This is a genomic window from Oerskovia sp. PE-21s, from assembly GCF_056158145.1.
The window spans coordinates 44,600-70,767 of sequence record NZ_JBUXJM010000003.1 but is presented as its reverse complement, the minus strand read 5'-3'; the positions used below and the strand labels follow the sequence as shown (position 1 = coordinate 70,767).

Sequence of the window (26,168 nt, the reverse complement as noted above, 5' to 3'; positions counted from 1 at the left end):
CCACCGACCGAGGCTCAGGATCTCGCGGTGACGAGACCCGACTCGTAGGCGAGGATCACCAGGTGCGCGCGGTCGCGCGCGTGGACCTTCGCCATGATGCGGTTGACGTGCGTCTTGGCGGTGTGGGTCGAGATCACGAGCTCGGTGGCGATCTCCTGGTTCGTCAGCCCTCGGGCGACGAGGAGGAACACCTCGCGTTCGCGCTCGGTGAGGCGGGCGAGCCCCTCGCCCTCCCACGCGTCCGCTCGCGGTGTCTGCCGGTGCACGAAGCGCTGGACGAGCGCCTGCGTCGCGGCCGACGACAGCAGCGCCTCCCCCAGGTGGATCGTATGTACCGCGCGCACGATGTCCTCGGGCTCGGCCCCCTTCCCGATGAACCCGCTCGCGCCCGCCCGCAGGGCTGCGACGACGTACTCGTCCTCCTCGAACGTCGTCAGGACGAGCACCCGGGTTGCGCCGCCCGCGGGGCCGGCGCAGATCTGCTCGGTGGCCGCGATCCCGTCGAGCTCGGGCATCCGGATGTCCATCAGGGCGACGTCGGGGGCTGAGGCAGCGACGGCGCGGACGGCCTCCCGGCCGTTCGACGCCTCGCCGACGACCTGGATCCCGCCGCTGTCGGTGAGGATGTCGCGCACGGCCTGGCGCACCAGCGGTTGGTCGTCGACGACGAGCACGGTGATCATCGCCGCGGCTCGCTCGCTGCGGCGACCGCGGCCGGTTCGGCGGGCAGCTCGATGTCGAGCCGGAACTCGCCGTCCGCGCGCGACGTCTCGACCCGTCCCCGCACCGACGCGACCCGCTCCCGCAGGCCGCGCAGCCCGTGCCCGCTGGTGGGGACCGCGGCGGCCCCCGCGCGCAGGGGGCTCGCCACGGTCAGGGCGAGCACGCCGTCGCGGTGACGGAGCTCCACGACGGCCCGGTCGCCCGCGCCGTGCTTGTGGGCGTTGGTGAGTCCCTCCTGGAGGGCGAGGTAGGCGACGTGGTCGCTCGCCGGGGTCAGGACGCTGCCGCCCGGGTCTCGCCGGACCTCGACCCCCAGGCCGACGTCGGCGAACCGTGCGACCAGGGCGTCGAGCTGGTCGAGCCCGGCCTGCGGGTGGAGGTCGGGGCGCTCGCCGTCGCCCTCCGCGCGCAGGAGGGCCATGAGCCCGCCGATGTCCGCGAGGACCGTGCGCGACGCGCTGCGGATGGTCGTGAGCGCCTCGCGCGCGCGGTCGGGCCGGGTCTCGAGCGACGAGGACGCCACGCCAGCGCTCAGGCTGATCACCGAGATCTGGTGCGCGACGACGTCGTGCAGGTCGCGGGCGATGCGCACCCGCTCCTCGACCACGCGCCGTCGGGCCTCCTCGTCGCGACCCTGCTCCGCACGTTCCGCACGCTCCGTGACGGCCGCGAGCGCCTCGCGCCGCGACCTGGTCGCGTCGCCCATGGCGCCGGCGAGGACGACGAGCGTCACGAACTGCGTCGCCCCCGGGTCGAAGTACTCGCCGCCGAACGGGACGGCGCTCACGAGGAACACGACGAGCGCGGCCACGCCCACGCACGCGAGCCCGACCGTGCGGCGTGTCCTGTTCGCGACCGAGAAGGCCGTGATCATGACGGCGACCAGCGCCCCCGGGGCCATCGTGCCCGCGAGCGCCACCGCGACGGTGCAGACGACGCTCACCCCGAGCGAGGCGATCGGCTGTCGTCGGCGCAGCGGCACCATCGCGACGGGCACGAGCGCGACCAGCATGAGCGGGCCCCGCGTACGGAAGTCCTCGTCGGGGAACGGCAGGACACCGACGAGAACGACGACGGCGATCGCGACGACGTCGCCGACGGGGACCGCTGCTGCGGCGGAGCGGAGTGACGTCACTCCCCCAGTATCTCGGCTGGTACGAGACGCCGGATCGCCCGCGAGGGTGACGTGCGCGTACCGCGATCGCGGTACGCAGGTGTCCGCGCCGGGCTGACGCGCGCGGTCGGCCGGGCCACGATGCTGGACCGACGGCGGAGCGCACCGGGTGCTCCGTGGAGAGGAACGCGTGAAGAAGCCTGCGAAGAGAGCTCTCGTGGCCGTGGCGGCCGTCGGGGCCGTGCTGGTGCTCGGCCTGGGCACGACGAGCGTCGTGAACGCGGTCGCGACCAGCCAGGAGCGCGACCGGATCGAGACCTACGGACAGACCGTGACGGTCGACGGTCGGCAGATGAACGTCCTGGTCACCGGGAGCGGCCCCGTGGACGTGGTCCTGCTGCCGGGCTTCGGGACCGCGTCGCCCGTCCTCGACTTCGAGCCGCTCGTCACGGACCTCGCCCAGGACCACCGGGTCCTCGTCGTCGAACCCTTCGGCTACGGCCTGAGCGACGGCACCGACGTCGAGCGGACCACGGAGAACGTCGTGGCCGAGGTCCACGAGGCGCTCCAAGAGCTCGGCCTCGACCGCTACGTCCTCATGGGGCACTCGATCGCCGGGATCTACGGCATCGAGTACGCCGCGCGCTACCCCGACGAGGTGACGGCGTTCGTCGGGATCGACACGAGCGTCCCCGGCCAGCCGCACATGGACACGGAGTTCCCCACGGGCCTCCTGGCCGCGGCCAAGAACCTCGGCCTGGCCCGTGTCCTCACCGCGGTCGGCGGCGACGGGCTCGACGGATCCGTGTACTCCGACCACGCGCGCGAGCAGATGACGATGCTCGCCCACCGGAACTCCCTGCGCCCCACCTACCTCGACGAGATGTCGCACATCGCCGCGAACTTCGAGCGCGCGCTCGGCACGACGTTCCCGGCGGACCTGCCGCTGCTGCTGTTCGTCGAGGCCGACAACGCGACCAACCCGGAGTGGCTCGCGCTGCACGAGGAGCAGGCCGCGAGCGTCGAGGACGGCACCGTGGTGCCCGTGCCCGGCGCCCACTACCTCCACCACACGCACGCTCCGCAGATCGCGGCCGGGTTCCGGGAGTGGGAGGCTGCTCGCGCGCTGACGACGGGCTGAGGGTTGGGCTGGACTGCTGGGCGGCGGCGCGACGGCGCGGGATGCTCGCGGAGCGGGCGGTACCGTGTGCGGGTGAACGGACGATCGCCCCGACGGGGAACGAGACGCGGACGTGCGGACGGTCGCCGACCGCTCGCCCCCGTGGCGCAGACGCGCCGGGCAGGCCTGCTGATGACCACGGTCTGCGTGGGCCTCGGAGCTCTCGTCGTCTGGCGGGGCGGGGACGAGATCCTGGCGGGGAACTTCGCGGTGCTCTTCCTCCTCGGACTCTGCCTCGTCGGGACGACCGGATCGGTCGCCCTGACGCTGTCCTCGCCGCACCGGGAGCGCCTGTACCGCGTGGCGGAGTTCCTCGGACGCGCGTGCGTCGTGGCGTTCTTCGCCTGCGTCGTCGTGTTCGGTCTCGTCGTTCCGGCGGTCCTGGTCTCGCCGGGCTCGGGCAAGGCGCCCGACACGGTCGGCGAGGCCCAGATGCTCGCCCTGTGGACCCTCGTGGTCTTCGTGGCCGTCACGGGCTCGGCGATCATGGACAGGCGTCGAGCCCGACGGCGAGGCGACGACGACCCCGCGACCGACGAACGATCGTGAGCAGCTCCATGACGTGGTGGCGAGGAGGAGACGCATGACGTACCAGCCGGGGTGGTATCCCGACCCTCAGGACCAGCGGCGGGTGCGCTGGTTCGACGGAATCCGTTGGACCGAGCACTGGCAGCCTGGTGCGGTCCCACCCCCCGCGCGTCCACGGACGATGGGCGGGGGCACGATCGCGCTGATCGTCGTCGGCGCGATCGTGCTCCTGGTGGCGATGGTGGTCATGGTCGTGGTCGTCGTCGCCGTGTTCGCAGGCTTCGCCGACATCGTCCAAGGGGTCGTGTGCGGCGAGGCCCCGCACTACTGCACCTAGATCCTCACGCCAGCGGCAGACGTTGGCCAGCGGATCCCGAAGCACAGTCTGCCGGTTCCGATCTCGACGAAGCCTTGGCGATCTATATCGATACATGCAAATATAGAGAAATGTCGATGCAAGCTGTGCAGAAGCCTACGTCCTCGAGCATTCTGAGTGCCGGGCGCCTGTCGACGCTCGACCGGTGGCTGCCCGCGTGGATCGGTCTCGCGATGGTCGCCGGCCTGCTGCTGGGCCGGTTCGTCCCGGCTCTGTCGGACGTGCTGGCCTCGATGGAGGTCGGGGGAATCTCGGTGCCGATCGCGATCGGCCTGCTCGTGATGATGTACCCGGTCCTGGCCAAGGTCCGCTACGACAAGGTCGCCTCGGTCACCGGGGACAAGAAGCTCCTCATCTCGTCCCTGGTCCTGAACTGGCTCGTGGGCCCCACGCTGATGTTCGCCCTGGCGTGGATCTTCCTGCCGGACCTTCCCGAGTTCCGCACCGGCCTGATCATCGTGGGCCTGGCCCGGTGCATCGCGATGGTGGTCATCTGGAACGACCTGGCCTGCGGGGACCGGGAGGCCGCGGCGGTCCTGATCGCGATCAACTCCGTCTTCCAGGTCCTCGCGTTCTCGCTGCTGGGCTACTTCTACCTCACGATCTTGCCCGGTTGGCTGGGCCTGGACACCGCCGGGCTCGACATCTCCATGGGGCAGATCGCGCTCAACGTCCTGGTCTTCCTCGGGATCCCGCTCGTGGCCGGGTTCGCCTCGCGTCTGATCGGTGAGCGCGCCAAGGGCCGGGCCTGGTACGAGGACACGTTCCTGCCCGTGATCGGGCCCTGGGCCTTGTACGGGCTGCTGTTCACGATCGTGCTGCTCTTCGCCCTGCAGGGCGAGGCCGTGACCTCCAACCCGCTCGACGTCGCCCGCATCGCCTTGCCGCTGCTGGTGTACTTCGCCGTGATGTGGGGCGTGGGCATCGTCACCGGCAAGGTCCTGCGCCTGGGGTACGCGAAGTCCACGACCCTGGCCTTCACCGCGGCCGGGAACAACTTCGAGCTCGCGATCGCAGTGGCCATCGCGACGTTCGGCGCCGCCTCCGGCCAGGCTCTGGCCGGGGTGGTCGGTCCGCTCATCGAGGTCCCGGTCCTGGTGGGCCTTGTCTACGTCTCCTTGTGGATCGCCCGCCGCTGGTTCGCCGTCGACCCCTACGTCACCTCGGTGGCCGAGCCCGAGAAGGTGACCCCATGACCACGACCCCCCTGCCCCTGACGGTGCGCGACCCGGAGTGCGGCCCCCGGATCGAGTCCCACGCCATCGGCGCCGACATCGCCACCGTCGTCGCGACCGCGCTCAAGGCCCTGGCCGAGCCGCTGCGCCTGCGCATGCTGTCCTTCATCGCCACCGCCCCGGCCGGCGAGGCGTGCGTGTGCGACCTGGCGGCCCTGACCGACGTGTCCCAGCCGACCGTCTCCCACCACCTCAAGGTGCTGCGCGACGTCGGGGTCCTGGCCTCCGAGCGGCGCGGCACCTGGGTCTGGTACCGCATCACCCCCGGCTACAAGGCGGCCGTGACCACCCTGCTGGACTCCTTCGCCCCCGCAGCCCTCGAGGCATCGGTCACCCAGGAGGTGCTGCGCGGGCTCGAGGACGTCGACCCGGCCCTGGACCACCTGGCCACCGAGCTCGCGACCACGTTCCCCGGCGTGCGCTTCGACGTCGTCCAGCGCGTCGTGCGCGAGTCCTACACCGACCTGGCACGCTCGGCGAAGGTCTCCGCTCACCTGGTCCCCCTCACCGAGCGCTTCGCCCGCCAACGACTGGCCGACATCACCCGCGAGCCGACGGACCGACCTCAGGTGCTGTTCGTGTGCGTCGCGAACGCCGGCCGCTCCCAGCTCGCCGCTGCCCTCGTGCGCCACTACGCCGGTGACCGCGTCACCGTCCGCTCCGCCGGCTCGACCCCCGCCGCCGAGATCCACGCCGGGGTCCGCGCAGCCCTCGACGACATGGGCACCGCCCACGACGCGTTCCCCAAGCCGTTGACCGACGACGCCGTGCGCGCGGCCGACGTCGTGATCACCATGGGCTGCGGCGACGTGTGCCCGGTCCTGCCCGGCAAGCGCTACGAGGACTGGCTCGTCGGAGACCCCGCCCTGGCCTCCCCGGCGGGTGTCGACGCGATCCGCGACGAGCTCGACACCCGGGTCCGCGCCCTGCTCACCGACCTCCTGCCCGACCTCACCCTGCCCGCCTGACCACACCGCCCTCCCGGAGAACCTCATGACCACCCAGAACACCCCCGCCGACAAGCCGTCCGCCCTGTTCGTCTGCGTCCACAACGCAGGCCGCTCCCAGATGGCCGCCGGGTTCCTGCGCGCCCTGTCCGGCGGGGCCGTGGAGGGCCGCTCGGCCGGGTCCATGCCCGCCGACCAGATCAACCCCGTCGCCGTCGAAGCCATGCTCGAAGCCGGGATCGACATCCGCACCCAGACCCCCAAGGTCCTGACCACCGAAGCCGTCAAGGCCTCCGACGTCGTGATCACCATGGGCTGCGGTGACGTCTGCCCCATCTTCCCCGGCAAGCGCTACGAGGACTGGAAGCTCGAAGACCCCGCCGGGCAAGGCATCGAGTCCGTGCGCCCCATCCGCGACGAGATCCGCACCCGCATCCTGACCCTGCTCACCGAGCTCGGCGTCGAGCCCGTCGAGATCCCCGCCACCGCCTGACCCCAGGCTCACCGAAGGGCCGGACGCGCACGCGTCCGGCCCTTCGTATGCGTGCTCACGCCGCTCGGGGGAGCGCCTGGGGACCTGCCTGCCCTCAGGTGCTGGACGGCGCTGGCTCGTCCCCGGAGCGACCGTGCAGCACTCCGGTCGCGAACCCGGAACCGGTCGGCGCCCCGAGGGTGACCAGCTGGGGCTCGGCGGGCGTCGTCCCGCAGCACGAGCCGCCGGTCTCGTCCTCGGCCTCCAGCGCCAGATCGGTCGAGCACACACCGGTGGCGGGCAGGTTCAGCTGGACCAGGTCCGCCGCGGCCCGGTCGCCCGCGAGGGCGGCGGCGATCGAGCGGACCTGCTCGTACCCGGTGGCCAGCAGGAACGTCGGGGCCCGTCCGTAGGACTTCATCCCGGCCAGGTAGAACCCGTCGTCGGGGTGCTGGAGCAGCTTCTCCCCGTGCGGGGGCACCGTGCCGCACGAGTGGAAGTTCGGGTCGATGAGCTCGGCCAGGCGGCGCGGGGACTCGACCACCGGGTCCAGGTCCAGGCGCACCTCACGCAGCATGTCCAGATCCGGGCGGAACCCGGTCGCGTTCACGATCGCGTGGACCTGCAGGTCCAGCACCTCCTCGCGCGAACGGCCCAGGACCCGCACCGTGGCCTGGCCGGGGACGAGCTCCTCGATCGAGGTCCACCTCACCAACGTCAACCGGCCCGCCTCCACGGCGGCCTGCAGGCGCGTACCCAGCAGCCCGCGCGCGGGCAGCTCGTCGTCGGCCCCGCCGCCGAACAGGCGCCGCGCCGAACCGCCGCGGATCGCCCAGGTCACCGTGGTGCCCGGCGCGGACTCCGCGAGCTCGACCAGGGACAGCAACGTGTTCGCTGCCGAGTGCCCCATCCCGACGACGAGCGTGTGCTTGCCTGCGAACCGCTCACGGGCCGCACCCAGGACGTCGGGCAACGGGCCCGTGACGAACGCCTGCGCCTGAGCCTCACCGAGAGCGGGCAGACCGCTGGTCCCCAGCGGGTTGGACGTCGTGAACGTCCCGGACGCGTCGATCACCGCGCGGGCCAGCACGTCCTCGACCTGCCCGTCCGCCCTCACGGTCCGCACCCGGTACGCGCGTCGCTCCCGGCCCAGGGACCGGGTCCTGTCCGCGCCGTCGCGCGCCACTGCCAGCACCCGCGTCCTGGTCCGCAACCGCGACGCGATCTGCTCGGTCGCGGCCAGCGGCACCAGGTACTGGTCCACGAGCTCCCCGCCCGTGGGGAGCCGGTCCAGGTCCGGCGGGGTCCATCCGGTGGGCTCGAGCAGGCGTCGCGCGGCCTCGTCGATGTCGTAGCGCCACGGCGAGAACAACCGCACGTGGCCCCACGACGCCACCGCCGCGCCCGGCCCGTCGCCCGCCTCGAGCACGACCGGCTCCAGCCCCCGCTCCAGCAGGTGGGCGGCCGCGGCCAGCCCCACCGGTCCCCCACCGATCACCACGACCGGAAGATCCGCACGCACGACCTCGCTCATCACCACTCCTCGCATCGACAACCATCAATGAACGCCACGTCGACAACGTATCCATAAACTTCGATACGTGGCAAGATGGGCTCCGTGACCACGACGACGGACCTGCCCCTCGCTCCAGCCGGCACGGCTGGGGCCGCCTGCTGCGCGCCGCTGGTTCGCCAGGCCGCCGACCCCCAGACCGCGCGCGACCTCGCGCGCACCTTCAAGGCCCTGGCTGACCCCACCCGGGTCCAGCTGCTCTCGATCGTCGCCTCCCACGACGGCGGCGAGGCCTGCGTGTGCGACCTCACCGAGCCCGTCGGCCTCTCCCAGCCGACCGTCAGCCACCACCTGAAGATCCTCGTCGACGCCGGCCTCCTCACCCGGGAGCAGCGCGGACGCTGGGCGTACTACTCGCTCGTCCCCGGCGCCCTCACCGCGCTCGCCGACACCTTGACCGAGACGACACGCTGAGCCCCCCGACGTCGGGCGGGCTCGCTCGCGGTCGCACCAGGTCGCGTGCACGGCCGTAGCCTCGGGTCATGAAGAGAACCCTTGCGGCCGTCGGAGCGCTCACCGTCCTCATGGTCAGCGCCTGCTCCGGAGGCGATCCTGACCCCGAGCCCTCCGAGACTTCCCCGTCGTCGGCCTCCGCCACGATCGAGGTCGAGCTCACCACGGACGTGGTCGTCGACGACGACGGCTCGGTAACGGTGACCGCGCAGTCGAACCTGCCCGACGGAACGGAGCTGGATGGGTCGGTGTCGGCCGAGGACGTGTTCACGGCGCAGGACCGGGCCGTGCTGCAGGACGGCACCGCCACGTTCGGCCCTTTCTCGGCGAAGGGCGAGGCCCTTCCGGCCGGCGCCTACGCGGTGCGCGTCACCATGCCGATCGCGCGCAACCAGCCCGAGCAGGTCACGGCGATCATCGGCGAGCACGGCGAGAACTTGACCGGGCCGCAGGTGAGCACCGAGGACGGCACGGGCGACGCGGTGGTGGCGACCAGCGAACCGCTCATCATCCCCTGACCGCCGACCCCGACTCAGCGCATCGAGTGCATCCACAGGGCGACATCGAGCAGCCGCAGGTCGCTCGTGTCGAACACGCACGTGCGCCCACCTGCCTCGGCAGCAGCGCGCGCCCGCGTCAGTGCCTCCTCGATCGCGTCGATCACGGCTGGATCCGCGACGAGCGAGCGGATGACCTGGATCTCCAGCCGCCCGTCCCGGGCGAGCTCCAGCCCGAGCAGACGGCGGACCTTCGTGTCGCGCACCGGCAGCAGTCGCGGGCGCTTGCGTGCGGCCAGCTTCGCCGCGGTCACCCACGGGTCGGACGTTCCCTTCGTCGTCGGTTCGGCCAGCGCGACACGGGCCGTGTTCGTCAGTGCCCAGGCCGCGTCGAGGTCGGTCACGGTCGCGTCCACCAGATCCGTGGTGGGCGACGCGGCGGACAGTGCGGCGAGCAGACCGTCGCGCAGCGGGCCTTCGGCCAGGACGCGCCGCGTCGCTGCGGGCCCGACCTGGACCGAGAGCATCGTCAGCGCATGCAGGTCGGCGGCGGTGACGTCCATCGGGTCGTTCGGGTCGATGGACGCGAAGGTCGCCCCCGCATAGTTGCCCGCCACGTCGTAGTACCGATCGAAGCGGACCGCTCGCAGAGCGTCGAGCGCGGTGCGGCGGGCGTCGTCGAGCAGACCGTCGGGGACATCGGGCCAGCCGGAGGGCACGGGTCGGAGCATGCCGTCACCATAGTGGCATCCGATCACCTCACCGGACGACGTGGCGCCGGTGCCCGTGGCAGCACGAGGAGCGGCCGGAAAGATGCACGCCAGCCCCTCGGGATGCGGGGCAGTCTTCGCAGTCCTCAGCCGCCGGTGAACATGGAGATGGTCAGCTCGGAATCGACCGCCTGGCAAGGCTCGAAGAGAGCGTCGAGGGCATCACGCCAGGCGTCCGACCTGATGACGGTGGGTTCGGTCCTCGCCCAGGACTCGACCGCGGGGACAGCCTCCTGCAGGTCGGCGACACCTTGGCTGACGGCGCTGTCGCCGCTCGAGGGGATGCGGTACAGGACATGTGTCGCGACCTCGTACCAGCCCTGCTGCTCCTGGACGGCCACGCGGCCCTCGCTCAGGGCGATGTCCGCGTTCTCCACGATCGACATGACGTCGGAGACGGCCGCGCACGCGGCGGCGTCCTGCGCCACGTCGCCCTCGGGTGCGTCCGCCTGGCGCACTTCTGTCGTGGGGTCGGGCTGGGCGGTGAGAGCACCGCTGCAGCCCGCCATCATCGTTGCCACGAACACCAGAGCCGATGCTCCAATCGCCTGCTGTCCTCGCATGAACGCACCCCCGTCGTGACCGTGTGCCCCTGAGGGTACACATTCCGTCCGATGCGATGCGGTTCCGCAATGCGCGGGACCCGGTCTCCGGCCCGGGCCCGAAGTTCGGAGGCCCGTTCCACGAGCCTCCGCAGACCCACCCGCCACACGTCGATCACACGACGAGAGGCCCGGAATCTCAACGATTCCGAGCCTCTCGCTTCTGTCGGGCTGACAGGATTTGAACCTGCGACCCCTTGACCCCCAGTCAAGTGCGCTACCAAGCTGCGCCACAGCCCGTGAGCCCCGGAGGGCTTCACCAGCCCTTCAGGGCCGAGAGAAACAATACCCCACTTTGGGCGTGCTCCGTGCATCCTCGCTGGTGAGTGGCACGGGTCACGCACGTCCGGGGAGCTCCCGGCCGCGTCGCAGGCCCCGTCGAGGCCGCGCCCAGCGCGCCACCAGCGCTCGACCAGGACACCGTCAGATCCCACCCAGTCCCAGCACGCCCCCAGCGCTTCCCAGAAACGCCCAGGAGGGCCGCGCGAGCCTTCCGGCACGCACGGCCCTCCCGTGGGTCTCTCGACGCCTCACACGGCCCGCTGGAGCCCCACGGGCCCCGGCTGGAGGTGCGTCAGCGCTTGCGCTTCTCGCGCACGCGCACCGAGATCTCGATGGGCGTGCCCTCGAACCCGAAGGTCTCGCGCAGGCGACGCTCGATGAAGCGGCGGTAGCCGGCCTCGAGGAAGCCGGTCGCGAAGATCACGAAGCGCGGCGGGCGCGTGGACGCCTGGGTCGCGAACAGGATGCGGGGCTGCTTGCCGCCGCGCAGCGGGTGGGGGTGGGCCGCGACGAGCTCGCCCAGGAACGCGTTGAGGCGCCCGGTGGGGATGCGCTTGTCCCACGACTCGAGCGAGCGCTCGAGCGCGGGCACGAGGCGGTCGGTGTGCCAACCGGTGCGGGCTGAGACGTTGACGCGCGGCGCCCACTGGATCTGCACGAGGTCCTTCTCGATCTCGCGCTCCAGGAAGGGGCGACGGTCCTCGTCCATGAGGTCCCACTTGTTGTAGGCGATGACGAGGGCGCGCCCGGCGTCGACGACCTGGGAGATGACGCGCGTGTCCTGCTCGGTGAGCGGCACGGACGCGTCGACGAGCACGACGGCGACCTCGGCCTTCTCGATCGCGGCCTGGGTGCGCAGCGAGGCGTAGAAGTCGGCGCCCTTGGTCTGGTGCACGCGGCGGCGGATGCCGGCGGTGTCGACGAACCACCACGGGATGCCCTTGAGGAGCACGAGCTCGTCGACGGGGTCGCGCGTGGTGCCGGCGACGGAGTCGACGACGACGCGGTCGGCGCCCGCGACCTTGTTCAGGAGCGAGGACTTGCCGACGTTGGGGCGGCCGACGAGCGCGACGCGGCGGGGGCCGGACGGCAGGACGACGGCGTGCTCGGAGACGAGGGGCAGCGCCTCCATGGCGGCGTCGAGCAGGTCACCGGTGCCGCGCCCGTGCAGGGCGGAGACGGGGTGCGGCTCGCCGAGGCCCAGGCTCCAGAGCTCGGTCGCGTCGGCCTCGCCGCGTGCGCCGTCGACCTTGTTGGCGCACAGCACGACGGGCTTGCCGGACTTGCGGAGCAGCTTCACGACGCGCTCGTCCGTGGCCGTGGGGCCCACGGTCGCGTCGACGACGAACACGACGGCGTCGGAGAGCGCGATGGCGACCTCGGCCTGCTCGGCGACGCGCGCCTCGATGCCGGCGACGTCGACCTCCCAGCCGCCCGTGTCGACGAGGGTGAACTGGCGTCCTGCCCACTCGGCCGGGTAGGAGACGCGGTCGCGCGTGACGCCGGGCTTGTCCTCGGTCACGGCCTCGCGGCGGCCGAGGATGCGGTTGACGAGCGTCGACTTGCCCACGTTGGGGCGGCCGACGATCGCGAGGACCGGCAGCGGCGCCTCGGGCTCGAGGTTGCCCTCGTCGTCGTACTCGCCGGACAGGAGCGCCATGTCCTCGTCGGCGAGCTCGTAGTCCTCGAGGCCGGCGCGCAGGGCGCGCTCGCGGGTCTCGTCGTCCTGCTCGTCCCCCTCGGCGGCGAGCAGTGGTTCGGTGGTGTCCTCGGGCTGCCCGACGACGTCGCTCGCCTGGTCGATCGTCTCACCGGGGGTCTGCGACACCTCGTCGAGGGATGCCTGGGCATCGGGCTGTGCGTGGTCGGGTGTGGTCATGGCGACCATTCTCCCAGCAACCGGGCAGTTCTCCGAACGAGGACCGTGCGCGACACGCCCGGAGTGCACGACGTCACTGCGCGGGGCGTCCTCCGGGGAGGAGGCGCTCGGGTCCGTCGACCGGCAGCGCGATGCTCGAGCGGTCCACGGCGCCGGTCACGAGCGTCGCGAGCGCGGCCCGGATCTGCTCGTTCGCGGCGTCGAGGGCGGCCTTGCCGCGCAGGCCGTCGGCCTTGTCGACGACCACGGGCGCGCCGAACTCGACGTACAGGCGGCGACGGAATCCGGGAACGCGGTTGACGCCGTCACCGGTGCGACGCGTGCCGAGCACGGCGACGGGGACCACGGGCGCGTGGCCGTTGAGCGCGAGCCAGGCCACGCCGGCGCGCGCCGACGTGGCGTCGCCGCGCCCGCGGTTGCCCTCGGGGAACACGCCCACTCCCCCGTCGCGCCGCAGGACCGCGAGCGCCGTCACGAGGGCCGATCGTCCGCCGCGGCGGTCGACGGGGATCTGCCCGGCTGCGCGCAGGATCCACCCGACCGGGCCGACGAACATCTCCTCCTTGACGAGGACGTGCAGGGGCCGGGGTGCGACGCCCAGCACGAGGGGTCCGTCGACGAGGCCCGTGTGGTTGGCGGCCAGCAGGACGGGTCCTGTGGCGGGGACGCGGTCGGCCCCGACCACACGGGTGTCCCAGATCACACGTGCGAGGAAGCGCCCCACCCACCGGGACCAGGCGGGCCCGGTGGGAGAGGGGACGTGCGGGGTGCTCACCGAGCGGTCCCCTCGCCCCCTCCGGCGGTGGTGGCCGTGGCGTGCTCGACGACGTCGAGCACGGCCTGGACGGTCTGCTCGAAGTCGAGGTCGGACGAGTCGACCGTCACGACGCCGTCGGCCGCGACGTGGAACTGCGAGACGGTCGAGTCGTCGCGGTCGCGGCGCAGCACCTGGTCCTTGGTGGCCTCGACGGCAGCCGCGTCGGCCGCGCCGTGGACCTCGAGCGAGCGGCGGGCCAGGCGCGCCTCCTCGCTCGCGGTGAGCAGGATGCGCACGTCGGCGTCGGGGGCGACGACGGTCGTGATGTCGCGCCCCTCGGCGACGATGCCGCGCCCGCCGGAGAAGCTCGTGCCGGCGCTCTCCGAGGACGCCGCGAACGTCGAGGAAGCCGAGGAAGCCGCCGCCGACGACTCTGCCGCGATGATGACGCGCTGCAGGCGCCGCAGCTCGGCGCGGACCGCGAGGTTCGTGGCCACGGCGCTCACGGCCGTGGAGATCTCGGTGGTGCGGATCGCCTCGCCGACGTCGGTGCCGTCGACGTGCACGGTCGGCGCGGCCGGGTCGATGCCCATGACGAGCGGCATGACGTCGACGGCCGCGGCGACCGCGGCCTGGTCGGCGAGGTCGACGCGCTCCTCGAGGCACCACCAGGTCGCGGCGCGGTACATCGCGCCCGTGTCCAGGTAGGCGGTGCCGAGGCGCTGCGCGACGGCCCGCGACACGCTCGACTTGCCGGACCCGGAGGGCCCGTCGATCGCGACGACCAGCCCGCACCCCTCGGCACGGGTACCGTCCGCGCTCACTGGGCCAGGTCCTTGCGCAGCGACGTCGCCCCGTGCAGGTACACGTGCTGGACGTCGGCCCGCGGCACGTCGACCTCGGCGTGCGCCATGAGCCGCACCACGCGGGGCAGCGCCCCGGGCACGCCGATCTCGACCGCGCACATGAGGGGCACGTCGCCGAGCCCCATCTCGCGGGCGGCGGCGGCCGGGAAGTCCGCCACCAGGTCGGGCGTGCAGGTGAAGAAGATCGAGATGAGCGACGCGGTGTCGATCTCGTTGGCGTCGAGGACGGCCTGGACGAGCTCGCGCGTGCGGTCGAAGAGGTGCTCGCGCTCGTCGACGTCGAGCTGCGTGGCGCCCCGGATGGCCCGGACGGGCATGGGTACTCCTTCGTACGGGAGGGTCGGGTCGAGCGTAGCGCCGCCCCGGGAGCGCGTGAAGACGCGGCTCCCGGGGCGGGAGGATTGCTAGAGCCCGACCTCGCTCATGAGGGTGCCGAGCTCGGTGCGGCCCAGGACACGGGTAGCGCCGGGGCGCAGGTTGCCCAGGTGGATCGACCCGATACGGGTGCGCACGAGCCGGGTCACGGGGTGGCCGAGCTCCTCGAACATGCGGCGCACGATGCGGTGGCGGCCCTCGTGGAGAACGACCTCGACCATGCTGGCCTGCGGGGTCGTGTCGACCACGCGGTAGCGGTCGACCTTGGCCGGGCCGTCCTCGAGCTCGATGCCGTGCAGCAGCTTGTTCGCGACGTTGCCCGCGACGCGGCCCTCGACCGACACGAGGTAGGTCTTGGAGACCTCGTACTTGGGGTGCGAGAGACGGTTGGCGAGCTCGCCGTCGTTCGTCAGGAGCAGCAGGCCCTCGCTGTCGGCGTCGAGGCGCCCGACGTGGAAGAGGCGCTCGGGGCGCGTCGCGACGAACTGCGTGAGCGCGGGGCGGCCCTCGGGGTCGTGCATCGTGGAGACGACGCCGAGCGGCTTGTTGAGCGCGATCGTCACGAGCGACTGGTCGAGCTGGACGCGCATGCCGTCGACGTGGATCACGGCCTTCTCGGGGTCGACGCGGACGCCGAGCTCGCGCACCACGACGCCGTCGACCTCGACGCGGCCCGCGGCGATGAGGTCCTCGCACGCGCGGCGCGAGCCCAGGCCTGCGGTCGCGAGGACCTTCTGGAGACGCACGCCGTCGGCGACGTGGACGTCGCGCTGGGGTCCCTTGGGCGCGGCCGGACGGCGCGGCGGCTTGCTCTTGCCCGCCTGCGGGTCGCCGGCCCATCCGCGGCCCGCTCCCGAGCGGGGGGCCGAGGAGCGCTGACCTGCCGGCCGGCCACCGCCTGCGTGACCACTGCCCGGTCGACCGGTGCCCGAGGAGTTCTCGGACCGCTGTCCTCGGGCGGCCGGTCGGCCACCCTCGCGTGCGCTGCTCATGATGTTCCTTCGTCGTTCGTGCTGGGTCGAGCGCCGTCGGGCAGGGCCGACGTCCACGGCTGTGCGCGGTCGCTCCCACCCCCGGACGCTCCGAGTGTGCTGTCGGCGGCGTCGACGATGGAGTCGACGTCCGGCAGGTGCGGCGCGAGGGCGGGGAGCTCGTCGAGCGACGAGAAGCCCATGCGCTCCATGAAGTATCCCGTGGTTCCGTACAGGACCGCACCCGTCGAGGGATCCTGGCCGACCTCCGCGACGAGCCCGCGGGTCGTGAGCGTCCGTACGACGCCGTCCACGTTCACGCCGCGCACGGCCGAGATCTGGCCGCGCGTGACCGGTTGACGGTACGCGACGACCGCGAGGGTCTCCAAAGCGGCCTGCGTCAGGCGCGCGCTCTGGCCCTCCAGGAGGAAGCGCCCGACGACGTCCGCGAACACCGGCGCCGAGTACACACGCCACCCGCCGCCCGCCTGGCGCAGCTCGAAACCGCGGGGCCGTCCGCCCAGCTCGCCGCGGTACTCCGCGGCCAGCTCGCCCAGCAGGTCCTCGACCTCGCGCTGGGGCAGCCCGAGGGCGGTCGCGAGCTGGACCGCGGGGATGGGCTCGTCGGCGACCATGAGCACGGCTTCGAGGGCCGCGAGCGCCCCGCCCGGCAGGTGCTCGGCGCTGAACGCGGGCGCGTCGTCCGTCTGTGCGCCGCGCGCAGCGAGTGCGGCGTCCGCGGTGTCCGCGGTGTCCGCGGTGTCCTGGGTCATGCTCTCCTCGTTCATGGGTCCGTCCGTGTCGTGGGGTGCACGACCGTGGCAGGGGGGACGTCGGTGTCGTCGGCGTCGAACTCCCCGCCCACGGCATCGAGCGAAGCGCCGTCCTCGTCGTCCGCACCGTCGCTGCCCGTCCAGCGGACCGTGAGCTCGCCCAGCGCCTCGACCTGCTCGAACGCGACGAGCCCCTCGCGGAAGAGCTCGAGCAGCGCCAGGAAGCGCGCGACGACGACGAGCGTCTCGCCGGCGTCCGCGACGAGCACGCGGAACGACGCGGCCCCCTCCCGCCGCAGCAGCCCGACGACGAGGCTCGCCTGCTCGCGCACGCTCACCGCGGGCGCGTGCAGGTGGGTCAGGGACACCCCGGGCGGCGGCGGCTTGGGCTCCATGGCCTTCGCCGCGAGCGCCGCGAGCTGCTCGGGGCCGAGCTTCCACACGAGCTCGGGCAGCATGGCCGCGAGGTGCGGCTCGAGCTGCACGATGCGCGGGAAGCGGCGCCCCTCGGTCGCGAGCCGGTCCGCGATGACCGCGGAGACCTGCTTGTAGGCGCGGTACTGCAGGAGCCTGGCGAACAGGAGGTCGCGGGCCTCGAGCAGCTCGAGGTCCTCGGCGCTCTCGACGTCCCCGGTGGGCAGCAGGCGGGCGGCCTTGAGGTCGAGCAGGGTCGCGGCCACGAGCAGGAACTCGCTCGCGGTGCCGAGGTCCCAGCCGGGGTGCCCGCCGCGCCCCGGACGGGGGCGACGTGACCTGGCGACGGGAGCGCCGGCGTCGGGCACCGCTCCCCCGGGCGGGACCGGACCCGTCTCCGCGCGCGCGGCCTCCTCGGCCTCGCGCGCGAGGCGTTCGGCCGTGCGGATGTACGCGATGAACTCGTCGGTGACCTGCGCGAGAGCGATCTCGGTGATGTCGAGCTTGTGCTTCGCGATGAGCGAGAGCAGGAGGTCGAACGGGCCCGAGAAGTTCTCGAGGTGCACCTCGAAGGCCGGGTTGCCGTTCCGGTCGGTCGCCGGGGCCGGGAGTGGCGCCTCCGAAGCGTCCTGCGCGTCGGTCGACGGTGTCGTGGCGGAGGCGGGCTGCTCGTCCTGCGGGTCGGCGGCCCGGGTGGCCGCCGGTGCGGTGTCAGGCAGCGTCGCCACGGGCGACCAGCTCGCGGGCGAGCTGACGGTAGGCCACCGCACCCGGGTGGGACGGCGCGTAGACCGTGATGGGCTCGGCCGCGACCGACGCGTCGGGGAACTTCACGGTCCGCCCGATCACGGTGTGCAGGAGCTTGTCACCGAAGGCCTCGTGCACGCGCGCCACGACCTCGCGCGAGTGCAGGGTGCGCGAGTCGAACATGGTCGCGAGGATCCCGTCGACCTCGAGGCGCGGGTTGAGGCGGTCACGGACCTTCTCGATGGTCTCGACGAGCAGCGCGACGCCGCGCAGCGCGAAGAACTCGCACTCGAGCGGGATGAGCACCCCGTGCGCCGCGGTGAGCGCGTTGACCGTCAGCAGCCCCAGGGAAGGCTGGCAGTCGACGAGGATCACGTCGTACTCGTCCTGCACGGGGCGCAGGACCCTGGCCAGGACGGACTCGCGCGCGACCTCGCCCACGAGCTGGACCTCGGCCGCGGACAGGTCGATGTTCGCGGGGAGCACGTCGAGCCCCTCGACGGCCGTCGGCACGATGACCTCGCGGATGTCCGCGCCACGCTCCATGAGCAGGTTGTAGACCGTGCGGTCGAGCTCGTGCGGGTTGACGCCGAGGCCCACCGAGGCGGCGCCCTGCGGGTCGAAGTCGACGAGCAGGACCTTGCGACCGTACTCGGCCAGCGTCGCGCCCAGGTTGATGGTCGTGGTCGTCTTGCCGACCCCGCCCTTCTGGTTGCACATCGCGATGATGCGTCCCGGCCCGTGCGTCGCGAGCTGCGCCGGCACGGGGAACTCGGGGATCTCGCGGCCGACCGGATCGACGCGGGGGGCGTTGTCGGGTGCGACGGACGCACCACCGTCGGCGGCGCCCGCGGCCGTGGCGACGCGTGCGTCGTACGGTCCGGCGGCGTCCTGGATCTCGCTCGGGGCCTGGCTGCTCACGTCCGCCACGGTACCCCAGGGGCTCGCGCACGACGCGTGCACGCGCCGGAGTGGCGCGAACCCGCGCGGCACGCCGAGGGTCAGCCCAGCGCCCGCGGGTGGGCCGACGCGTAGACCTCGCGCAGCGTCTCGCGCGTCACGAGCGTGTAGATCTGCGTCGTCGTGACCGACGCGTGCCCCAGGAGCTCCTGGACCACGCGCACGTCGGCGCCGCCCGCGAGCAGGTGCGTCGCGAACGAGTGGCGCAACGTGTGCGGCGAGATCCGCTCGGGGTGCTCGAGCCCCGCACGCTCGGCCGCGGTGCGCAGGACGGCCCACGCGCTCTGTCGGCTCAGGCGCGCGCCGCGCGTGTTGAGGAACACCGCGGGCGTCCCGCGTCCCGTCGCGGACAGAGCCGGGCGCCCCCGCACGAGGTACGCGTCGAGGGCTCGCACCGCGTACGACCCCACGGGCACGACGCGCTCCTTGGCCCCCTTGCCGAACAGCCGCACGGCCCCCGAGCCCAGGTCGAGGTCGTCGACGTCGAGGCTCACGGCCTCCGAGATGCGGGCACCCGTGGAGTACACGAGCTCGAGCAGCGCGCGGTCCCGCAGCGGTCCCGGCCCCTCCCCCGCGCCGGCGGCCTCGAGGATGGCCTCGACCTCCTCGGTCGAGATGGCCTTGGGCAGCCGCTTGCCCTGCGCGGGCGGGCGCACCTCGGCCGACGGGTCGGAGTCGGTGTGCCCCTCGAGCGCGCAGAACCGGTGCCAGCCGCGCACCGCGGCCACCGAGCGGGCCGTCGACGACGGCGAGAGGAGAGCGGCGCCGTCGGCTCCCGTGCGGACCGTGGTGACGTACTCCGCGACGTCGGCCGGCGTCACGTCGGCGGGCTCCGTGCGGCCGCGGGCCGCGAGGTAGGCGGCGTACCGGGCGAGGTCGCGCCGGTAGGCCGCGACGGTGTTCTGGGACAGCCCGCGCTCGACCGTCAGGTGCGCGAGGTACTCGCGGACGGCCCGGTCGAGGGCCGCGGGCAGTTGCGGGGCTGCGGGGGTCTCCAGGGTCGCGGGCCCCTCAGGCACGTCCTGCCCGACGACGAGCGCAGGCTCCCCCGCAGCGGCACGCGTCATCGCGCACCGGCTGCTGGGTGGTCGGTCATCCCGTGCGTCCCGGGTCGGCCGTCAGAAGGGGAGGAACACGTCGACCGCGACCGCGACGAACAGCAGGGTCAGGTACGTGATCGAGGCGTGGAACACCTTCATGGCCCCGAGCTTGCCCTTGGTCGGGTCGTTCGCCCGGCGCAGCATCATGACGCACAGCGCCAGGAACCAGGCGCCGAGACCGATCGCGACCACGCCGTAGACCCAGGTCATGGGCGCGAGCCACCACAGGGCGAGCGACGAGGCGATCATCGCGACCGTGTAGCCGATCATCTCGCGGGCGACCTTACGGTTGTCGGCGACGACGGGGAGCATCGGGACGCCCGCGTTGGCGTAGTCCTTCTTGAACTTGATCGACAGCGGCCAGTAGTGCGGCGGCGTCCAGAAGAAGATCACGAGGAACAGCGCGACCGCGGACCAGCTGAGCGAGCCGGTGACCGCGGACCAGCCGATGAAGACCGGCATGCAGCCCGCGATGCCGCCCCACACGATGTTCTGCGGCGTGCGGCGCTTGAGGATCATGGTGTAGCCGACGACGTAGATCGCGATGGCCGCGAACGTGAGCCAGGCCGAGGGGGCGTTGACCAGCAGCGCGAACCACAGCAGCGCGATCACGCCGAGCGCCGTCGCGAACACCAGCGCAGCACGCGGCGAGATCTCGCCCGTGACGAGCGGGCGCCGCTTGGTGCGGTTCATGAGCTCGTCGATGTCGCGGTCGATGTAGCAGTTGAAGACGTTGGCCGACGCCGCGGCGAGCGTGCCGCCGACGAGCGTCTTGACGACCAGCCAGAAGTCCGGGAAACCGCCCTGGGCGAGGATCATGGTGGGCAGCGTCGTCACGAGCAGGAGCTCGATGATGCGCGGCTTCGTCAGGGCGATGTACGCACCGATCGTGCTGCGGATCCCCGCGACGGCGCTGCCGTCCGCGGCGACCCGTGACTGTCCGGCGACCTGCGCGGTCGCGGCAGGACGAGACGGAAGACCCGTCTCGTCGATCGGTGCCTGGCTCGTGGTGTGCACGCGCTTCGGGGTTCCGTTCTGGCGAGGAAAGCTGGGGGGCGTCGTCCGGCAGTCGGTGCGTGTCTGCTCCGACCCGCTGGACATCCGTCCTATGTTACGTCGGCCCCTCCGTCGCCGCCGCCTTCCGGCTCGTGCAAAAGTGTGAGATCCGACCGAAATCCACGTGGTGGGCGGGGCAGGGCGCCGTCCGGGGGTCCGCGTATAGGCTGGGTGGAGCAACCGACGGCCTGGTGCCCCGGTGGGCACCCCGAGGGCTCCGACCCGCGGCACCCACCGTCGCGACCGGCCGGTCGCCTGCTCGGCCCCCCGCTCCCCCTGTGAGCGACCGGGTGCGTGCGACGGAATAGTTCATCGGTTGATCTTTGTTGTTCCGACGATGATCCGGGGCCAGGCTCCGGACGGGAAAGAGGTCCGGTGAACGCGTTCGTTCCTGCCAACCAGCCCCTCGAGTGGTCCCCCCTGGACGACCAGGCTGTCAAGACCATCAAGGCCCTCGCGGCGGACGCCGTCGAGAAGGTCGGCAACGGCCACCCGGGGACCGCGATCTCCCTCGCCCCCGCCGCGTACCTGCTCTTCCAGAAGGTCATGCGCCACGACCCCGCCGACTCGCACTGGGTCGGCCGCGACCGCTTCGTGCTCTCCGCGGGCCACTCCTCGCTCACCATCTACCTCCAGCTCTTCCTCGCCGGCTACGGCCTGGAGATCGAGGACATCGAGGCGCTGCGCACGTGGGGCTCCAAGACCCCCGGCCACCCCGAGTACAAGCACACCAACGGCGTCGAGATCACCACGGGCCCCCTCGGCCAGGGCCTCGCGTCCTCGGTCGGCATGGCCATGGCGGCCCGCCGCGAGCGCGGCCTGCTCGACCCGTCGACGGCTCCCGGTGAGAGCCCGTTCGACCACCACGTGTACGTCATCGCCTCGGACGGCGACCTCCAGGAGGGTGTGACCTCCGAGGCCTCGTCGATCGCCGGCCACCAGCAGCTCGGCAACCTCATCGTGATCTGGGACGACAACAAGATCTCGATCGAGGACGACACCGACATCGCGTTCACCGAGGACGTCCTCGCGCGCTACGCGGCCTACGGCTGGCACACCCAGAAGGTCGACTGGACGCAGGGCGGCACGGGCTACGCCGAGAACGTCGACGAGCTCGCCGCGGCCGTGGCCGCCGCGCAGGCCGAGACCGGCAAGCCCTCGATCATCGCGCTGCGCACGATCATCGGCTGGCCCTCGCCCACCAAGCAGAACACCGGCGGGATCCACGGCTCGGCCATGGGTGCCGACGAGATCCGCGGCCTCAAGGTCGAGCTCGGCCTCGACCCCGAGAAGACGTTCGACGTGCCCGCCGAGGTCCTGGCGTACACGCGGGCCGTGGGCGAGCGCGGCGCCGAGCTGCGCGAGCGCTGGGACACCGCGTTCGAGGCCTGGAAGGTCGCCAACCCCGCAGGCCACGCGCTGCTTCAGCGCCTCGAGGCCCGCGAGCTGCCGGCCGGCTGGACCGAGTCCCTGCCGACGTTCGAGGCCGGCAAGGACGTCGCGACGCGCGCGGCCTCGGGCAAGGTCCTCACGGCCCTGGCCGACACGTTGCCCGAGCTCTGGGGCGGCTCGGCCGACCTCGCCGGCTCGAACAACACGACCATGGACGGCGAGCCCTCGTTCGTCCCCGCCGAGCACGCGACCAAGAAGTTCCCGGGTCACGAGTACGGCCGCACGCTGCACTTCGGCATCCGTGAGCACGCCATGGGCTCGATCCTCAACGGCATCGTCCTGCACGGCGGCACCCGCGCCTACGGTGGGACGTTCCTCACGTTCTCCGACTACATGCGCCCCGCGGTCCGCCTCGCGGCCCTCATGGAGATCCCGTCCACGTTCGTCTGGACGCACGACTCGATCGGCCTGGGCGAGGACGGTCCCACGCACCAGCCGATCGAGCACTTCGCCGCGCTGCGCGCCATCCCCGGCCTCGACGTCGTCCGCCCGGCCGACGCCAACGAGACCGCGTGGGCCTGGCGCACGATCCTCGAGCACACCGACCGCCCGGCCGGGCTCATCCTGACCCGCCAGAACGTCCCGACGTTCCCCCGCGGCACGGACGGCTTCGCCGACGCCTCGGGCACCGCGAAGGGCGGCTACGTGCTGCTCGACACCGAGGGCACGCCCGACGTGATCCTCATCGGCACGGGCTCGGAGGTCCAGCTCGCGGTCGAGGCGCGCGAGCAGCTCGCGGCCGAGGGCATCGCGGCGCGCGTCGTGTCGCTGCCGAGCCGCGAGTGGTTCGACGCGCAGGGCCCCGAGTACCGCGAGAGCGTGCTCCCGGCCGCCGTCAAGGCCCGCGTCTCGGTCGAGGCGGGCATCGCCCAGGGCTGGCGCGACCTGGTCGGCGACGCCGGCCGCTCCGTGAGCCTCGAGCACTACGGCGCGTCCGCGGACTACAAGATCCTCTACCGCGAGTTCGGGATCACGTCCGAGGCCGTCGCCGCCGCCGCCAAGGAGTCCATCGAGTCGGCTCGCACCGGCGCCGCTCCCGGCGGTGTGGCGATCCCCTCGGTCGGTGGCACTGGCGACCAGCTCTGACCATCCGTAGATTCCAGGAGGGGGCGGGTCTCGCCCGCCCCCTCCTGGGACGTCCGTGAGGACGGCCGCCAGACGACGAGAGGGAGAACCGTGACCGTGCACCACAGCGCAGCGCCAGCACCCGTCCGCGAGCTGTCGGAGGCAGGTGTCTCCATCTGGTTGGACGACCTCTCCCGAGAACGGCTGCGCAGCGGCGGGCTCGCCGATCTCACCACCTCCCGTGCCGTCGTCGGCGTCACGACCAACCCCACGATCTTCGCGGGCGCGCTCGCGAAGGGCGACGCCTACGACGCGCAGCTCACCGAGCTCGCCACCGCCGGGACCGACCTCGAGTCCGCGGTCGAGCGGATCACGACCGACGACGTGCGCGCGGCGGCCGACGTCCTGCGCCCCGTGTACGACGCGACCGACGGCGTCGACGGCCGCGTGTCGATCGAGGTCGACCCGCGCCTGGCGCGCGACGCCGACGCGACCGTCGCGACCGCCGTCCGGCTGTGGCAGACGGTCGACCGCCCCAACGTCCTCATCAAGATCCCCGCGACCGTCGAGGGGCTCGACGCGATCGAGCGCACCCTCGCCCAGGGCATCAGCGTCAACGTGACCCTCATCTTCTCCCTGGACCGCTACCGCCAGGTCATGGACGCGTTCCTGTCCGGCCTCGAGCAGGCACGCGACGCCGGGCACGACGTGACGCGTATCGCGTCGGTCGCGTCGTTCTTCGTCTCGCGCGTCGACTCGGCCGTCGACTCCGCCCTGACCGCGATCGGGACCCCCGAGGCACTCGACCTGCGCGGCCGCGCCGCGATCGCCAACGCGCGGCTCGCGTACGAGGCCTACGAGCAGGTCGTCCAGACCGACCGCTGGCGCGCCCTCGAGGCCGCGGGCGCCCACCCGCAGCGCCCCCTGTGGGCGTCGACGGGCGTCAAGAACCCCGAGTACCGCGACACCATGTACGTCGACGAGCTCGTCGCCCCGGGCGTCGTGAACACCATGCCGCAGGCCACTCTCGACGCGTTCGCCGACCACGGCGTCGTGCTGGGGAACACGGTCGCGGGCACGTACACAGCCTCGCGCTCGGTCCTGTCCACCATCGAGTCCTTCGGGGTCTCGCTCGACGAGGTCACCCAGCACCTCGAGGTCGAGGGCGTCGAGAAGTTCGAGGCGAGCTGGTCCGACCTCCTCGCGACCGTCTCTGACGGCCTGGCCCGCGCGCGCGGCGACGCGTCGTGACCCACGCCTTCCACCGGGGGCCCACGGAGGTCGGCACGGTCGTGGACGACTCCCGGGCACGCGCCGACCACCGCCTAGGCTCTATCCCGGTCCGCAGGACGGACCTTTCGACCATTCCAGCCCACGCCGACGAGAACGGTGACATCAGTTGAGACCGGCAAAGATCAGCGCAGAGCACAACCCGCTGCGCGACCCGCGTGACCTTCGACTCCCCCGCATCGCCGGGCCCAGCGGCCTCGTGATCTTCGGCGTCACGGGCGACCTCGCCCGCAAGAAGCTCATGCCCGCCGTGTACGACCTCGCCAACCGCGGGCTCCTCCCGCCCGGCTTCGCGCTCACGGGCTTCGCCCGCCGCGACTGGGAGGACCAGGACTTCGCCAAGGTCGTGCGCGAAGCCGTCGAGCAGTACGCGCGCACCCCGTTCCGCGAGGCGACCTGGAAGCAGCTCGCCGAGGGCATCCGGTTCGTCCAGGGCGAGTTCGACGACGAGCAGGCCTTCGAGCGCCTGCGCACCACGGTCGAGGAGCTCGACAAGGAGCGCGGCACGGGCGGCAACCACGCGTTCTACCTCTCGGTCCCCCCGAGCGCGTTCCCCCTGGTCTGCGAGCAGCTCTCGCGCTCGGGGCTCTCGCGCTCGGGCGAGGACGCGTGGCGCCGCGTGGTCATCGAGAAGCCGTTCGGCCACGACCTGGCCAGCGCACGTGAGCTCAACGACGTCGTCTCCAAAGTCTTCTCGCCGGACTCGGTCTTCCGCATCGACCACTACCTGGGCAAGGAGACCGTCCAGAACATGCTGGCGCTGCGGTTCGCCAACCAGCTCTACGAACCCATCTGGAACGCGAACTACGTCGACCACGTCCAGATCACCATGGCCGAGGACATCGGCATCGGCGGCCGCGCGGGGTACTACGACGGGATCGGTGCGGCGCGCGACGTCATCCAGAACCACCTCGTCCAGCTGCTCGCGCTCACCGCGATGGAGGAGCCCGTCTCGTTCGACGCCGAGTCGCTGCGCGCCGAGAAGCTCAAGGTGCTCTCGGCCGTGCGTCTCCCGCGCGACCTGGGACGCCACACCTCGCGCGGCCAGTACTCGGCCGGGTGGCAGGGCGGCGAGGAGGTCGTGGGGTACCTCGAGGAGGACGGCATCTCGCCCGAGTCCACGACCGAGACGTTCGCCGCGATCCGCGTCGACATCGACAACCGCCGCTGGGCCGGGGTCCCGTTCTACCTGCGCACGGGCAAGCGCCTGGGCCGCCGCGTGACGGAGATCGCGGTCGTCTTCAAGTCGGCGCCGCACCTGCCGTTCGAGTCCTCCGCGACGTCCGAGCTCGGCAAGAACGCGCTCGTGATCCGCGTCCAGCCCGACGAGGGCGTGACGATCCGCTTCGGCGCCAAGGTCCCCGGTACCGCGATGGAGGTCCGCGACGTCACCATGGACTTCGGCTACGGGCACGCCTTCACCGAGTCCTCCCCGGAGGCTTACGAGCGCCTCATCCTCGACGTCCTCCTGGGCGACCCGCCGCTCTTCCCGAGCCACGAGGAGGTCGAGCTGTCCTGGAAGATCCTCGACCCGATCACGGCGTTCTGGGAGTCCAAGGGCGCTCCGGAGCCGTACCGCTCCGGCACGTGGGGCCCCGCCTCGGCCGACGACATGATGGCTCGCGACGGTCGAACGTGGCGGCGTCCGTGACCGCGACCGCACCGATCTCCCGCCTGCCCCGGATCCCCGGCCGGACCTCGAACTGGAGCC

General features: G+C 72.3%; 26 protein-coding genes and 1 tRNA gene. 11 read left to right on the top strand and 16 right to left on the bottom strand.

Annotated elements, in window-relative coordinates; genetic code table 11:
• Positions 1-14 precede the first annotated feature (14 nt).
• Both ACZDYF_RS06205 and ACZDYF_RS06200 read right to left on the bottom strand, forming a co-directional pair.
• Positions 15-683 carry a response regulator transcription factor gene (locus ACZDYF_RS06205; RefSeq protein WP_475054781.1) on the bottom strand — a complete coding sequence of 223 codons (669 nt, stop codon included), beginning with the start codon at positions 681-683 and terminating at the stop codon, positions 15-17.
• Positions 680-1,858, bottom strand: a complete 1,179-nt coding sequence (locus ACZDYF_RS06200) for a sensor histidine kinase (RefSeq protein ID WP_475054777.1) — start codon at positions 1,856-1,858, stop codon at positions 680-682. Before ACZDYF_RS06200 ends, ACZDYF_RS06205 begins: the two co-directional genes overlap by 4 nt.
• Before the next feature lie 169 nt (positions 1,859-2,027).
• Between ACZDYF_RS06200 and ACZDYF_RS06195 the strand changes: the two genes are divergently transcribed.
• The 6 genes from ACZDYF_RS06195 (at position 2,028) to ACZDYF_RS06170 (ending at position 6,596) form a co-directional block, all read left to right on the top strand.
• Positions 2,028-2,978, top strand: coding sequence for an alpha/beta fold hydrolase (locus tag ACZDYF_RS06195; RefSeq protein WP_475054774.1), 951 nt, complete (start codon positions 2,028-2,030; stop codon positions 2,976-2,978).
• A 171-nt stretch (positions 2,979-3,149) separates the two neighbouring features.
• Complete coding sequence (locus tag ACZDYF_RS06190) at positions 3,150-3,566, top strand: hypothetical protein (protein ID WP_475054771.1); 417 nt, start codon at positions 3,150-3,152, stop codon at positions 3,564-3,566.
• Positions 3,567-3,600: 34 nt separating this feature from the next.
• Positions 3,601-3,882, top strand: coding sequence for a DUF2510 domain-containing protein (locus tag ACZDYF_RS06185; protein ID WP_475054768.1), 282 nt, complete (start codon positions 3,601-3,603; stop codon positions 3,880-3,882).
• A 116-nt stretch (positions 3,883-3,998) separates the two neighbouring features.
• Entirely contained in the window at positions 3,999-5,117 is a 1,119-nt protein-coding gene (gene arsB / locus ACZDYF_RS06180; protein ID WP_475054766.1) for an ACR3 family arsenite efflux transporter, read from the top strand.
• Positions 5,114-6,124 (top strand): metalloregulator ArsR/SmtB family transcription factor, encoded by a 1,011-nt coding sequence (locus ACZDYF_RS06175; protein ID WP_475054764.1) that lies wholly within the window; start codon positions 5,114-5,116, stop codon positions 6,122-6,124. The genes arsB and ACZDYF_RS06175 overlap by 4 nt, the downstream gene beginning before the upstream one ends.
• Before the next feature lie 25 nt (positions 6,125-6,149).
• Entirely contained in the window at positions 6,150-6,596 is a 447-nt protein-coding gene (locus tag ACZDYF_RS06170; protein ID WP_475054759.1) for an arsenate reductase ArsC, read from the top strand.
• A gap of 94 nt (positions 6,597-6,690) precedes the next feature.
• Here the strand turns inward: ACZDYF_RS06170 and ACZDYF_RS06165 are convergent, their stop codons facing one another.
• Positions 6,691-8,109, bottom strand: a complete 1,419-nt coding sequence (locus ACZDYF_RS06165) for an FAD-dependent oxidoreductase (RefSeq protein ID WP_475054754.1) — start codon at positions 8,107-8,109, stop codon at positions 6,691-6,693.
• 75 nt (positions 8,110-8,184) lie between these two features.
• Between ACZDYF_RS06165 and ACZDYF_RS06160 the strand changes: the two genes are divergently transcribed.
• Entirely contained in the window at positions 8,185-8,562 is a 378-nt protein-coding gene (locus tag ACZDYF_RS06160; protein ID WP_475054752.1) for an ArsR/SmtB family transcription factor, read from the top strand.
• 68 nt (positions 8,563-8,630) lie between these two features.
• Entirely contained in the window at positions 8,631-9,119 is a 489-nt protein-coding gene (locus ACZDYF_RS06155) for a hypothetical protein (protein ID WP_475054749.1), read from the top strand.
• 14 nt (positions 9,120-9,133) lie between these two features.
• Here the strand turns inward: ACZDYF_RS06155 and ACZDYF_RS06150 are convergent, their stop codons facing one another.
• The 13 genes from ACZDYF_RS06150 to ACZDYF_RS06090 all read right to left on the bottom strand — a co-directional run bounded on the left by ACZDYF_RS06150 (position 9,134) and on the right by ACZDYF_RS06090 (position 20,611).
• Complete coding sequence (locus ACZDYF_RS06150) at positions 9,134-9,829, bottom strand: DUF6308 family protein (protein ID WP_475054746.1); 696 nt, start codon at positions 9,827-9,829, stop codon at positions 9,134-9,136.
• A 125-nt stretch (positions 9,830-9,954) separates the two neighbouring features.
• On the bottom strand, positions 9,955-10,389 hold the full coding sequence (locus tag ACZDYF_RS06145) for a hypothetical protein (RefSeq protein ID WP_475054743.1): 435 nt from the start codon (positions 10,387-10,389) through the stop codon (positions 9,955-9,957).
• A gap of 247 nt (positions 10,390-10,636) precedes the next feature.
• Positions 10,637-10,710 (bottom strand) — tRNA-Pro (locus tag ACZDYF_RS06140).
• Positions 10,711-11,044: 334 nt separating this feature from the next.
• Positions 11,045-12,631 (bottom strand): ribosome biogenesis GTPase Der, encoded by a 1,587-nt coding sequence (gene der, locus ACZDYF_RS06135; protein WP_475054740.1) that lies wholly within the window; start codon positions 12,629-12,631, stop codon positions 11,045-11,047.
• A 73-nt stretch (positions 12,632-12,704) separates the two neighbouring features.
• Positions 12,705-13,406, bottom strand: a complete 702-nt coding sequence (locus ACZDYF_RS06130; protein ID WP_475054737.1) for a lysophospholipid acyltransferase family protein — start codon at positions 13,404-13,406, stop codon at positions 12,705-12,707.
• Positions 13,403-14,212 (bottom strand): (d)CMP kinase, encoded by an 810-nt coding sequence (locus ACZDYF_RS06125; RefSeq protein WP_475054734.1) that lies wholly within the window; start codon positions 14,210-14,212, stop codon positions 13,403-13,405. The genes ACZDYF_RS06130 and ACZDYF_RS06125 overlap by 4 nt, the downstream gene beginning before the upstream one ends.
• Entirely contained in the window at positions 14,209-14,571 is a 363-nt protein-coding gene (aroH, locus tag ACZDYF_RS06120) for a chorismate mutase (RefSeq protein ID WP_191790349.1), read from the bottom strand. Before aroH ends, ACZDYF_RS06125 begins: the two co-directional genes overlap by 4 nt.
• A gap of 87 nt (positions 14,572-14,658) precedes the next feature.
• Positions 14,659-15,621 carry a pseudouridine synthase gene (locus ACZDYF_RS06115; protein WP_138824506.1) on the bottom strand — a complete coding sequence of 321 codons (963 nt, stop codon included), beginning with the start codon at positions 15,619-15,621 and terminating at the stop codon, positions 14,659-14,661.
• A complete protein-coding gene (gene scpB / locus ACZDYF_RS06110; protein ID WP_475054723.1) occupies positions 15,618-16,373 on the bottom strand; it encodes an SMC-Scp complex subunit ScpB in 756 nt (251 codons plus the stop codon). The genes ACZDYF_RS06115 and scpB overlap by 4 nt, the downstream gene beginning before the upstream one ends.
• An 11-nt stretch (positions 16,374-16,384) precedes the next feature.
• Positions 16,385-17,353, bottom strand: a complete 969-nt coding sequence (locus ACZDYF_RS06105) for a segregation and condensation protein A (RefSeq protein WP_307824296.1) — start codon at positions 17,351-17,353, stop codon at positions 16,385-16,387.
• Positions 17,354-17,498: 145 nt separating this feature from the next.
• Positions 17,499-18,314: a ParA family protein gene (locus tag ACZDYF_RS06100; protein ID WP_475055456.1), complete on the bottom strand. Its 816-nt coding sequence runs from the start codon at positions 18,312-18,314 to the stop codon at positions 17,499-17,501.
• A 221-nt stretch (positions 18,315-18,535) separates the two neighbouring features.
• Positions 18,536-19,561 (bottom strand): site-specific tyrosine recombinase XerD, encoded by a 1,026-nt coding sequence (xerD, locus tag ACZDYF_RS06095; protein ID WP_475054718.1) that lies wholly within the window; start codon positions 19,559-19,561, stop codon positions 18,536-18,538.
• 51 nt (positions 19,562-19,612) lie between these two features.
• Positions 19,613-20,611 carry a heme o synthase gene (locus tag ACZDYF_RS06090; protein WP_307824085.1) on the bottom strand — a complete coding sequence of 333 codons (999 nt, stop codon included), beginning with the start codon at positions 20,609-20,611 and terminating at the stop codon, positions 19,613-19,615.
• Between the two features lie 414 nt (positions 20,612-21,025).
• On the opposite strand from ACZDYF_RS06090, the gene tkt reads away from it, so the two are divergent.
• From tkt to zwf, 3 genes are all read left to right on the top strand, one after another.
• Positions 21,026-23,188, top strand: a complete 2,163-nt coding sequence (tkt, locus tag ACZDYF_RS06085) for a transketolase (protein ID WP_191790346.1) — start codon at positions 21,026-21,028, stop codon at positions 23,186-23,188.
• A gap of 90 nt (positions 23,189-23,278) precedes the next feature.
• Complete coding sequence (tal, locus tag ACZDYF_RS06080; protein ID WP_475054715.1) at positions 23,279-24,418, top strand: transaldolase; 1,140 nt, start codon at positions 23,279-23,281, stop codon at positions 24,416-24,418.
• A 148-nt stretch (positions 24,419-24,566) separates the two neighbouring features.
• A complete protein-coding gene (zwf, locus tag ACZDYF_RS06075; protein WP_475054711.1) occupies positions 24,567-26,108 on the top strand; it encodes a glucose-6-phosphate dehydrogenase in 1,542 nt (513 codons plus the stop codon).
• The last annotated feature ends 60 nt before the right edge of the window (positions 26,109-26,168 follow it).

Excerpts from the sequence above, each read along its gene's own strand:
- ACZDYF_RS06205 (WP_475054781.1), bottom strand. The coding sequence starts at position 683 with ATGATCACCGTGCTCGTCGTCGACGACCAACCGCTGGTGCGCCAGGCC.
- ACZDYF_RS06190 (WP_475054771.1), top strand. The coding sequence starts at position 3,150 with ATGACCACGGTCTGCGTGGGCCTCGGAGCTCTCGTCGTCTGGCGGGGC.
- ACZDYF_RS06185 (WP_475054768.1), top strand. The coding sequence starts at position 3,601 with ATGACGTACCAGCCGGGGTGGTATCCCGACCCTCAGGACCAGCGGCGG.
- arsB (WP_475054766.1), top strand. The coding sequence starts at position 3,999 with ATGCAAGCTGTGCAGAAGCCTACGTCCTCGAGCATTCTGAGTGCCGGG.
- ACZDYF_RS06175 (WP_475054764.1), top strand. The coding sequence starts at position 5,114 with ATGACCACGACCCCCCTGCCCCTGACGGTGCGCGACCCGGAGTGCGGC.
- ACZDYF_RS06170 (WP_475054759.1), top strand. The coding sequence starts at position 6,150 with ATGACCACCCAGAACACCCCCGCCGACAAGCCGTCCGCCCTGTTCGTC.
- ACZDYF_RS06165 (WP_475054754.1), bottom strand. The coding sequence starts at position 8,109 with ATGAGCGAGGTCGTGCGTGCGGATCTTCCGGTCGTGGTGATCGGTGGG.
- ACZDYF_RS06160 (WP_475054752.1), top strand. The coding sequence starts at position 8,185 with ATGGGCTCCGTGACCACGACGACGGACCTGCCCCTCGCTCCAGCCGGC.
- ACZDYF_RS06155 (WP_475054749.1), top strand. The coding sequence starts at position 8,631 with ATGAAGAGAACCCTTGCGGCCGTCGGAGCGCTCACCGTCCTCATGGTC.
- ACZDYF_RS06150 (WP_475054746.1), bottom strand. The coding sequence starts at position 9,829 with ATGCTCCGACCCGTGCCCTCCGGCTGGCCCGATGTCCCCGACGGTCTG.
- der (WP_475054740.1), bottom strand. The coding sequence starts at position 12,631 with ATGACCACACCCGACCACGCACAGCCCGATGCCCAGGCATCCCTCGAC.
- aroH (WP_191790349.1), bottom strand. The coding sequence starts at position 14,571 with ATGCCCGTCCGGGCCATCCGGGGCGCCACGCAGCTCGACGTCGACGAG.
- ACZDYF_RS06115 (WP_138824506.1), bottom strand. The coding sequence starts at position 15,621 with ATGAGCAGCGCACGCGAGGGTGGCCGACCGGCCGCCCGAGGACAGCGG.
- scpB (WP_475054723.1), bottom strand. The coding sequence starts at position 16,373 with ATGACCCAGGACACCGCGGACACCGCGGACACCGCGGACGCCGCACTC.
- xerD (WP_475054718.1), bottom strand. The coding sequence starts at position 19,561 with ATGACGCGTGCCGCTGCGGGGGAGCCTGCGCTCGTCGTCGGGCAGGAC.